Here is an 8558-nt window from a genome sequence, read left to right as displayed (position 1 = left end):
ATGACCCCGACCGCCCGGGTGGTGCACCCGATCGAGGCGGAGTCCTACCGGATCCTGCGCGAGCGGGTCGACCTGTCCCACCTGCCGCCGCTGACCCGGGCGGTCACCGAGCGGGTGGTGCACGCCAGCGCCGACCTCGACTACGTCACCGATCTGGTCTGCGCCGAGGACACGCTCGCCGCCGGGCTGGCCGCGCTGCGGGCCGGGGCGCCGATCGTCACCGACGTGTGGATGGTCGCCGCCGGGATCACCCGGGCCGGGCGGGACCCGGTCTGCCCGGTCGCCGAACCGGCCGCCGCGGACCTGGCCCGCACCGCCGGCCTCACCCGGTCGGCGGCGGCGGTGCGGATCGCGTACGAGCGGGTCGGCCCCGGCGCGGTCTGGGTGGTCGGCTGCGCCCCGACCGCGCTGGTGGAACTGATCGACCTGGCCGCTGCGCCGGCGCTGGTGATCGGGCTGCCGGTCGGGTTCGTCGGGGCTGCCGAGTCCAAGGCGGCGCTGCGGGCCAGCGGCCTGCCCGCCGTGTCCAACGTGGGGGAGAAGGGCGGCTCGGCGGTCGCCGCCGCCGCCCTCAACGCCCTGCTGTACCTGGAGGAAGAGTGAACGACCGTACCCCGCTGCTGATCGTCGGGCACGGCACCCGCAGTGCGGCCGGTGTCGCCCAGTTCGCCGCACTCGTCGACCGGATCCGCCGCCGGAGCGCGGTCGACGACGTCGACGGCGGCTTCATCGAGCTGTCCCGCCCGCCGCTCACCGACGCGGTCGGCGCGCTGGTCGGCCGGGGGCACCGGCACCTGGTCGCGCTGCCCCTGGTGCTGGCCGCCGCCGGGCACGGCAAGGGCGACATCCCCGCCGCCCTGGCCCGCGAGAAGGGGCGCCACCCCGGCCTGCGGTACGCGTACGGCCGGCCGCTCGGGCCGCACCCGCTGCTGCACGACACCCTGGCCGCGCGGATCGACGCGGCGCTGGCCGGCGCCGACCGGGCCGGCACGTGGATCGCCCTGATCGGACGCGGCTCCACCGATCCGGACGCCAACGCCGAGGTCGCCAAGGTGGCCCGGCTGCTCTGGGAGGGCCGCGGCTACGCCGGCGTCGAACCGGGGTTCATCTCGCTGGCCGAGCCGTCCGTGCCGGCCGTGCTGGAACGGCTGCGCCGGCTCGGCGCCCGCCGGATCGTGGTCGCCCCGTACTTCCTCTTCGCCGGGGTGCTCCCGGACCGTATCGCGGCCCAGGCCCGGGAGTTCGCCGTCGACCACCCGGGGCTGGACGTACGCGTCGCCGACCTGATCGGCGACTGCGACGCCCTCGCGGACCTGGTGCTGGAACGGCACGCCGAGGCGCTGCGCGGGGACATCCGGATGAACTGCGACACCTGCGCGTACCGGGTGGCGTTGCCCGGGTTCGTCGACAAGGTGGGCCGGCCGCAGACCCCGCACCACCATCCCGACGACCCGGCCGACGGGTCCGGCCACCACCACCACGCCGACCACCGGCACGAGCCGGCGCTGCGGCCCGGCCAGGTCGCCGTCGTGGGCGGCGGCCCCGGCCCCGACGACCTGATCACCGTACGTGGGCAGGCGCTGCTCGACGCCGCGGACGTGGTGGTGGCCGACCGGCTCGCCCCGGCCGGGCTGGTGCGCCGGCTGCGTCCCGGCGTGCTGGTGGTGGACGCCGCCAAGGTGCCGCGCGGGCCGGCGATGGCGCAGGACACCATCAACGCCACGCTGATCGCGCACGCCCGGGCCGGCAAGCGGGTGGTCCGCCTCAAGGGCGGCGATCCGTACGTCTTCGGCCGCGGCCACGAGGAGGTGCTGGCCTGCGCGGCGGCCGGGGTGGAGACCGTGCTGGTGCCCGGGGTGAGCAGCGCGGTCGCGGCTCCCGCCCTGGCCGGGGTGCCGGTGACCCATCGCGGGGTGGCGCACGACGTCACCGTGGTCTCCGGGCACCTGCCACCCGGGCACCCGGACTCCCTGGTGGACTGGGCGGCGCTGGCCCGCGCCCGGGGCACGGTGGTGCTGCTCATGGCGGTGGAGAACATCGCGAAGATCGCGGCGGTGCTGGTCGAGCACGGCCGCGCCCCGGACACCCCGGTGCTGGTGGTCCGGGACGCCGGGCAGCCCGGCCAGCGGACCTGGTCGTCGCGGCTGGACGAGGTGGGCGGGCTCGCCGCGCGGGTGGACGTCATGCCGCCGGCGGTGTTCGTCGTCGGCCCGGTCGTGCGCCTGCGCGGCTGATCGCCGGGCCGGCCGGCCCGGTTCCGTAGTCCGGGCCGGCCGCCCCAGATGCGGACGGGCAGTGCCGGTGGGGGTCAGCCGGTGAATGCGCGGGCGAGCGCGTACCCCAGGCTGGCCGCGCCCAGCCCGGCGACCACGCTGGCCAGCACGTTCGCCACGGCGTGGAAGCGGGCACCGTCCCGGGTCAGCCGCAGCGTCTCGTAGCTGAGCGTGGACCAGGTGGTCAGCGCGCCGCAGAAGCCGGTACCGATCAGCGCGGTCACCGCCGGGTCCGCCGGCACCGCCACCACCGCGCCGAGGACCAGCGACCCGAACACATTGATGGTCAACGTGCCCCACGGGAAAGGGGAATCGTGCCGGGCCTGCACCGCCCGGTCGGTCAGGTAGCGCAATGGAGCGCCGAGCGCGGCCCCGATCGCGATCAGCAGGACGGTCATCGCGGCTCCCCGGCACCGGCCCTGGCCAGCACCCGGCCGGCCAGCGCGTCCCCCAGCCAGACGGCCAGGAGCGCCCCGACCAGGGTCGCCGCCAGGTAGGCCAGCGCGGTACCCGGTGCCCCGGCGGCCACCGCCCGCTGCACGTCCACCACGTAGGTGGAGAACGTGGTGTAGCCGCCCAGCACCCCGACGCCGAGGAACGGCCGGACCAGCGGGCCGGCCGGGCGGGCGGTGAGCACCGCCATCAGCACGCCGATCAGCAGGCAGCCGGTGACGTTGACGCCGAAGGTGGCCCACGGGAACCCGGTGGGCGGGTGCGGGAAGGCCGCCTGGAGGCCGCCCCGGGCCAGCGCGCCGAGCACACCCCCGGCCGCGATGGCGCCCAGCACGGTGGCCGGGTGGGCGGTCAGCTCCCCGCGGTCGGCGGGGACGTGCAGGTCGACATCCGGATCGACGCGGCGTTCGGGCGGTCGTGTCACAGTTCCTCCCCACCAGGACGGGCATCACTGGCAGGGACCGTTGGCGAGCCCCTGACCTGGCAGGACCCACGGTACGGGCGTACGGTGTGCGGCATCGCCCGGCGCGCGGCGGCGTCGGGGCTTGTGGCGCAGGAGGCAACCGTGCAGGACCGCACCCCTCGACAGGAGGAGCTGGATCCCGTCGAGCGGGTGTCCGTGGACGAGCTGCGGGCGGTGCAGTTGGACCGGCTGCGCTGGTCGCTGCGGCACGCGTACGACAACGTGCCGCACTACCGCCGGGCCTTCGAGGCGGCCGGGGTCCACCCGGACGACCTGCGCGAGCTGGCCGACCTGGCCCGCTTCCCGTTCACCGGGAAGGCCGAGCTGCGGGAGAACTACCCGTTCGGGATGTTCGCGGTGCCCCGGGAGCGGATCGCCCGACTGCACGCCTCCTCCGGCACCACCGGCCGCCCCACCGTGGTCGGCTACACCCGCAACGACGTCAGCACGTGGGCGAAGCTGATGGCCCGCTCCATCCGGGCCGCCGGCGGACGCCCCGGCGACCGGGTGCACGTCGCCTACGGGTACGGGCTCTTCACCGGTGGGCTCGGCGCGCACTACGGCGCCGAGGAACTGGGCTGCACGGTCATCCCGGTCTCCGGCGGGATGACCGAGCGGCAGGTGATGCTGATCCGTGACTTCGAGCCGGACGTCATCATGGTCACCCCCAGCTACCTGCTGGCGATCGTGGACGAGATGGAACGCCAGGGCGTCGACCCAAGGTCCACCTCGCTGCAGGTCGGCATCTTCGGCGCCGAGCCGTGGACCGAGGACATGCGCCGGGAGATGGAGCAGCGCCTCGACATGCACGCGATCGACATCTACGGCCTGTCCGAGGTGATGGGGCCCGGGGTGGCCGTCGAGTGCGTGGAGACCAAGGACGGCCTGCACCTGTGGGAGGACCACTTCTACCCGGAGATCATCGACCCGGTCAGCGGGGAGGTGCTGCCCGACGGTGAGCAGGGGGAGCTGGTGCTCACCTCGCTCACCAAGGAGGCCATGCCGGTGGTCCGCTACCGCACCCGCGACCTGACCCGGCTGCTGCCCGGCACCGCCCGGACGATGCGGCGGATCGAGAAGATCACCGGCCGGACCGACGACATGATGATCGTCCGCGGGGTGAACGTCTTCCCCACGCAGATCGAGGAGCTGATCCTGCGTACGCCCGCGCTGTCGCCGCACTTCCAGTGCGTGCTGGGCCGGCAGGGCCGGATGGACACCCTCACCGTCAAGGTGGAGCGGCGGGCCGGGGTGCCGGCCGACGAGGCGGAGCGGGCCGGGACGGCCCTGGTGCAGCAGGTCAAGGACACGATCGGGGTGAGCGTGGCGGTGCAGGTCGTCGAGCCCGACGGGGTGGAACGGTCGATGGGCAAGATGCGCCGGATCGTCGACCAGCGGCGGGGGCGTTGAGGTGGCGGAGCACGACGGCCGCACCGCGGCCCACGACATGTTCGACGCCGACGTGGCCTCCAAGGGGCTCGGCATCGAGCTGGTCTCGGCCGGCGACGGCGCGGCGGTGGCCCGGATGCGGGTCACCGCGGCCATGCTGAACGGCCACGCGATCGGTCACGGCGGCTTCGTCTTCCTGCTCGCCGACACCGCGTTCGCGCTGGCCTGCAACAGCCACGGCCCGGCCACGGTGGCCGCCGGCGGCGAGATCAGTTTCCTCCGGCCGGTGCGCGAGGGCGACCTGCTGGAGGCTCGGGCCACCGAGCGGGTCCGCTACGGCCGCAGCGGCATCTACGACGTCACGGTCTGGCGGGACGGCGAGGTGGTCGCCGAGTTCCGCGGCCGCAGCCGCACCCTGTCCCGGGACGCGCGGGGCGGCGCGGCCGGCTGAGCCCGCAGCGCCCCCACCGGACGGCGGACCCCCGCCCGAAATCGAGTCCCTGGGCTCGGCCTTCCAACGGCGCGGCTGCCCGATCTGCCGGTGGCCCGGCAGCACGATGAACCGGTGACACACATCCTGCTGTTGCACTCCGTCTTCGGGCTGCGGCCCGCCGTGCTGGCCGCCGCCGCCCGGCTGCGCGCCGCCGGGCACGAGGTCACCACCCCCGACCTGTACGGGCTGCCGGCGGCAGACACCGTCCAGGACGGTTTCGCCCTGCTCGACAAGGTCGGCCGGGACAGCGTGCTGGAGCGAGCCCGCGCGGCGGCGAGCGATCTCCCGGCCGAGGCGGTGCTGGCCGGCTTCTCGATGGGCGCCGGGGTGGCCGGGGCGCTGCTCGCCGAGCGGCCGCGGGCGGCGGCGCTGCTCCTGCTGCACGGCACCGGGGGCGCCCCGGAGTCGGTACGCCCCGGGCTGCCGGTGCAGCTGCACCTCGCCGACCCTGACGAGTACGAGCCGCCGGACGAACTGGACGAGTGGCGGCGGGCGATGACCGACGCCGGCGCCGAGCTGTCCGTGTACCGCTATCCGGGGCCCGGCCACCTCTACACGGACCCCGATGTGCCCGACCACGACGCCCTGGCGGCCGCGCTCACCTGGGACCGTGCCCTGGCGTTCCTCGCCGGTTGAGCCTCGGCGCCGCTCACCGCCGCACCCACCTGGCCCACCGGCGCTCCCAGTCTCGTCCGGGATGTTCCTTCGCAGGCGCTACGGACGTGATGACGTGAATCGACCCGGCGGAGGTGGTGCTCGTCGGGCCCTTTCGAGCTGATGGCGTGCCCGACTCATCCCACGCCCGACGGGCTTGAATCGCTTACGCCATCAGGCCTGTAGGCAGCGAGGAGGGCGTGGTGCGGCGCGACGGACGCATCGGGGCAGCCGCCACGGCAGGCGCGGACCGGGACGACGCCGGGGGCGGAGCAGCCCCGTGCCCGCTCCGCCCCTGGCGCCGGGCTCAGGCCACGGCGAGCGCCGGCGACCCGGCGAAACCGCCGGTGCGACCACGTCCCCGTGCTCGCGCTCGGGGCGCTGCCCGGTGCGCCGGTTCCCGGTCCCGTCCGGTCAGGGCTGGCGGCCCGACGGCCGGCAGGGCCTGCCGGCGACCGTCCCCCGGTGCGCCCGCTCCCCGTGCCAACCCGATGTGCGGCAGGCCGGCGTACCGGGACGGGGAACGCGGCAGCGAGACCGTGGGCGAGCCGTCGAATGTTCCAGCCGTGGTCTCGGCCCTGAACATGCCGCGCGAGACGAGATCACCCTGGTCGTGGCGGGTGCGCCGCCCGACCGATTTGGCACGCGGCGGCGGGGCGCCCTCCGGATGCTTCGGTCCGGCGGTCGCGGCGGCCGGCCGACGGGCAGCATCCACCAGTCCGGGCAGCGGCCCCCTCGCCCCACCATCGCCAGGCGACGACCCGGAACCCGGCCGGGCCGGGCAGGTCGCCGGATCGCCGGTCCGGGGACCGGCGCTCGGCCGACCCGCGAACCCTGCCGCGGCTGCCACGCGGTCCAGGCGCGTCCCAGCACCGGTCGCGGCTGCCACGCGGTCCGGGCGCGTCCCTGCGCCGGCCGCGGCGGCCACCGCGGGTTGCGGGGCGGTCCGCGCCCGCCCGGCGAACTCCGCCCGCAGCGCGCGGGGCAGCCGGTGCCGCGCCACCCGGGCCACCGTGGGCTCGGCGACGGCGTACCCGCCCAGGCCGGTCCGGCGCAGCAGGCCGGCCGCGACCAGGGCGCGCAGCACCGGCTCCGCCCGGCCCGGCGCCCAGCCGAGCACCCGGTCCATTGTCGCGGCCGGAAACTCCGCGGGTTGGGCCGCGCCGGCCATCAGCACCGCCCGCTGGTCGCCGTCGAGCCGGTCCAGCCGGGCGTCGACCCGGCGGCGCACCGTGTCCGGCACCCCGATCCGGTCGCCGTCCTCGTCGAGCGCCCGGACGTACGCCTGCGCGACGGCCGGGTTGCCGCCGGTCAGCGGCAGCAGCTCCCCGGCCAGCGCGGCCGGTCGGCCGGCCCGGTCGAGCAGTTGCCGGAGCAGCCGCCCGGTGTCCACGGCGCCCAGCGTGGGCAGCGGCACTCGGCGACGTCGCCCGGCGGCGCCGGGCAGCAGGTCGGCCCAGCCCGGACCGTGAGTGGTCACCACGGCGAGGGGCAGTCCCCGCTCGCTCGCCGTGGCGAAGAGCCGGTGCAGGAACCGGTTCAACGCCGGGGCGGCCCGGTCGAGGTCGTCCACCGCCACCACGGTCGGCTGGCCGGCGGCCAGGTCGAGGAGGACCTCCCGCCAGACCTCGGCGCCGCGGCCCGCCGCGCCCGCGTCCTGCGGCGCCACGACGAAGTCCGCCAGCGCGTGCACCGCCGCGGCGCGGCGGGCCGGCGGCAGCAGCCCGGCCAGCGCCGTGGCCAGCCGGCGGCGTACGGTCGGGGTCGGATCGGTGTCGCGGACCCGGGCGAACGCGCGGACCGTGTCGGCCAGCGGCGCCAGCTCTCCCTCCGGGTACGGCGGGCAGTGCGCCACGCACCAGCGGACCGGCGCACCGTCCACCGTCGACACCGCACGGGTCAGCTCGTGCAGAATCCGGCTGCGGCCACTGCCGGCCGGGCCGACCAGGGAGACCCAGCGCGGCCGGCGGTCCCGGACGGCTCGGGCGATCTCGTCGCCGGCGGTGGCCAGCTCGCGGCGCCGCCCGACCAGCGGGCCCTGGTGGCGGGTCGGCCGGGGCCGGGCTGCCCCCAGCACCCGCCAGACGTCCAGCGGCAGCGCCTTCCCGGCCACCGTCAACGCGGCCAGCGGGCGCTGGTCGACCAGCCCCTCGGTGGCCCGCCGGGTGGCCGCGCAGACCGCCACCCCGCCCGCCGGGGCGTACTCCTGGATGCGGGCCGCGGTGGTGATGACGGCGCCGCTGGCGGTGCCGTGTCCGCCGTCGCGGGTGGCGGCCAGGTCGACCAGGGCCTCGCCGGTCGCCACGCCGACGCGGACCCGCAGCCGGATGCCGGCCGGTGCCCGCCGGTCCAGCGCGTCCTGGATCTCCAGCCCGGCCCGCACCGCCCGGTACGCGTCGAACCCGTCCGACCCGTGCGCCCCGAACAGCGCCATCACCGCGTCGCCGATGTACTTCTCCACCACGCCGTTCCACCGGCGCAGCACACCGGCGACCGTGTTGAAGTACGCGCGTTGCAGCTCCCGGACATCCTCCGGGTCGAGCCGCTCCACCAGACCGGTCGAGCCGACGATGTCGGCGAAGAGCACGGTGACGGTGCGTCTCTCCTCGGGCACCGGCCAGTGGGCGGCGGTGACGGGTTTCCGACTTCTCACGATCGCGGTCATTGGCCTCGCACCCACCCTTTCCCCCGCCCGGTGCCTGACGACCTCCGGAGACTTTCACCACCGGGTCCTCGGGGGATCGGTAGGACGACGTATGTCGACCACCCGCAACCTTTAGTCGTAATGTCGACGCGAGATGTACCACCACCGGCTCTCGCCCGTAGAACGGTG

Annotated in this window: 8 protein-coding genes; 5 read left to right on the top strand and 3 right to left on the bottom strand. The window is 76.0% G+C overall.

Annotated features, from left to right (window positions below):
* Entirely contained in the window at positions 1–603 is a 603-nt protein-coding gene (locus ACFYM6_RS19385; protein ID WP_387277235.1) for a precorrin-8X methylmutase, read from the top strand.
* Complete coding sequence (cobA, locus tag ACFYM6_RS19380; RefSeq protein ID WP_387277233.1) at positions 600–2234, top strand: uroporphyrinogen-III C-methyltransferase; 1635 nt, start codon at positions 600–602, stop codon at positions 2232–2234. The genes ACFYM6_RS19385 and cobA overlap by 4 nt, the downstream gene beginning before the upstream one ends.
* A 74-nt stretch (positions 2235–2308) precedes the next feature.
* Here cobA and crcB read toward each other — a convergent pair whose 3' ends face one another.
* Positions 2309–2671 carry a fluoride efflux transporter CrcB gene (gene crcB, locus ACFYM6_RS19375; protein WP_387277231.1) on the bottom strand — a complete coding sequence of 121 codons (363 nt, stop codon included), beginning with the start codon at positions 2669–2671 and terminating at the stop codon, positions 2309–2311.
* A complete protein-coding gene (locus tag ACFYM6_RS19370; RefSeq protein ID WP_387277229.1) occupies positions 2668–3150 on the bottom strand; it encodes a CrcB family protein in 483 nt (160 codons plus the stop codon). The genes crcB and ACFYM6_RS19370 overlap by 4 nt, the downstream gene beginning before the upstream one ends.
* Before the next feature lie 141 nt (positions 3151–3291).
* Between ACFYM6_RS19370 and paaK the strand changes: the two genes are divergently transcribed.
* From paaK to ACFYM6_RS19355, 3 genes are all read left to right on the top strand, one after another.
* On the top strand, positions 3292–4599 hold the full coding sequence (gene paaK / locus ACFYM6_RS19365; protein ID WP_387277227.1) for a phenylacetate--CoA ligase PaaK: 1308 nt from the start codon (positions 3292–3294) through the stop codon (positions 4597–4599).
* Between the two features lie 37 nt (positions 4600–4636).
* The gene (gene paaI, locus ACFYM6_RS19360; RefSeq protein ID WP_387277351.1) at positions 4637–5029 is read left to right on the top strand and encodes a hydroxyphenylacetyl-CoA thioesterase PaaI; all 393 of its coding nucleotides are present in this window, start codon (positions 4637–4639) and stop codon (positions 5027–5029) included.
* 90 nt (positions 5030–5119) lie between these two features.
* The gene (locus tag ACFYM6_RS19355) at positions 5120–5707 is read left to right on the top strand and encodes a dienelactone hydrolase family protein (protein ID WP_387277225.1); all 588 of its coding nucleotides are present in this window, start codon (positions 5120–5122) and stop codon (positions 5705–5707) included.
* Between the two features lie 325 nt (positions 5708–6032).
* Here the strand turns inward: ACFYM6_RS19355 and ACFYM6_RS19350 are convergent, their stop codons facing one another.
* Positions 6033–8378, bottom strand: coding sequence for an AAA family ATPase (locus tag ACFYM6_RS19350; RefSeq protein ID WP_387277224.1), 2346 nt, complete (start codon positions 8376–8378; stop codon positions 6033–6035).
* Positions 8379–8558 lie beyond the last annotated feature (180 nt).

It is taken from the genome of Micromonospora sp. NPDC006431 (genome assembly GCF_042870725.1).
In the GTDB taxonomy this organism is placed as follows: domain Bacteria; phylum Actinomycetota; class Actinomycetes; order Mycobacteriales; family Micromonosporaceae; genus Micromonospora.
The sequence above is the reverse complement of the archived record's forward strand: the minus strand, read 5'-3'. Positions and strand labels throughout refer to the sequence as shown.

Coding starts and splice junctions, on each gene's coding strand:
- crcB (WP_387277231.1), bottom strand. CDS start 2,671: ATGACCGTCCTGCTGATCGCGATCGGGGCCGCGCTCGGCGCTCCATTG.
- paaI (WP_387277351.1), top strand. CDS start 4,637: ATGTTCGACGCCGACGTGGCCTCCAAGGGGCTCGGCATCGAGCTGGTC.
- ACFYM6_RS19385 (WP_387277235.1), top strand. CDS start 1: ATGACCCCGACCGCCCGGGTGGTGCACCCGATCGAGGCGGAGTCCTAC.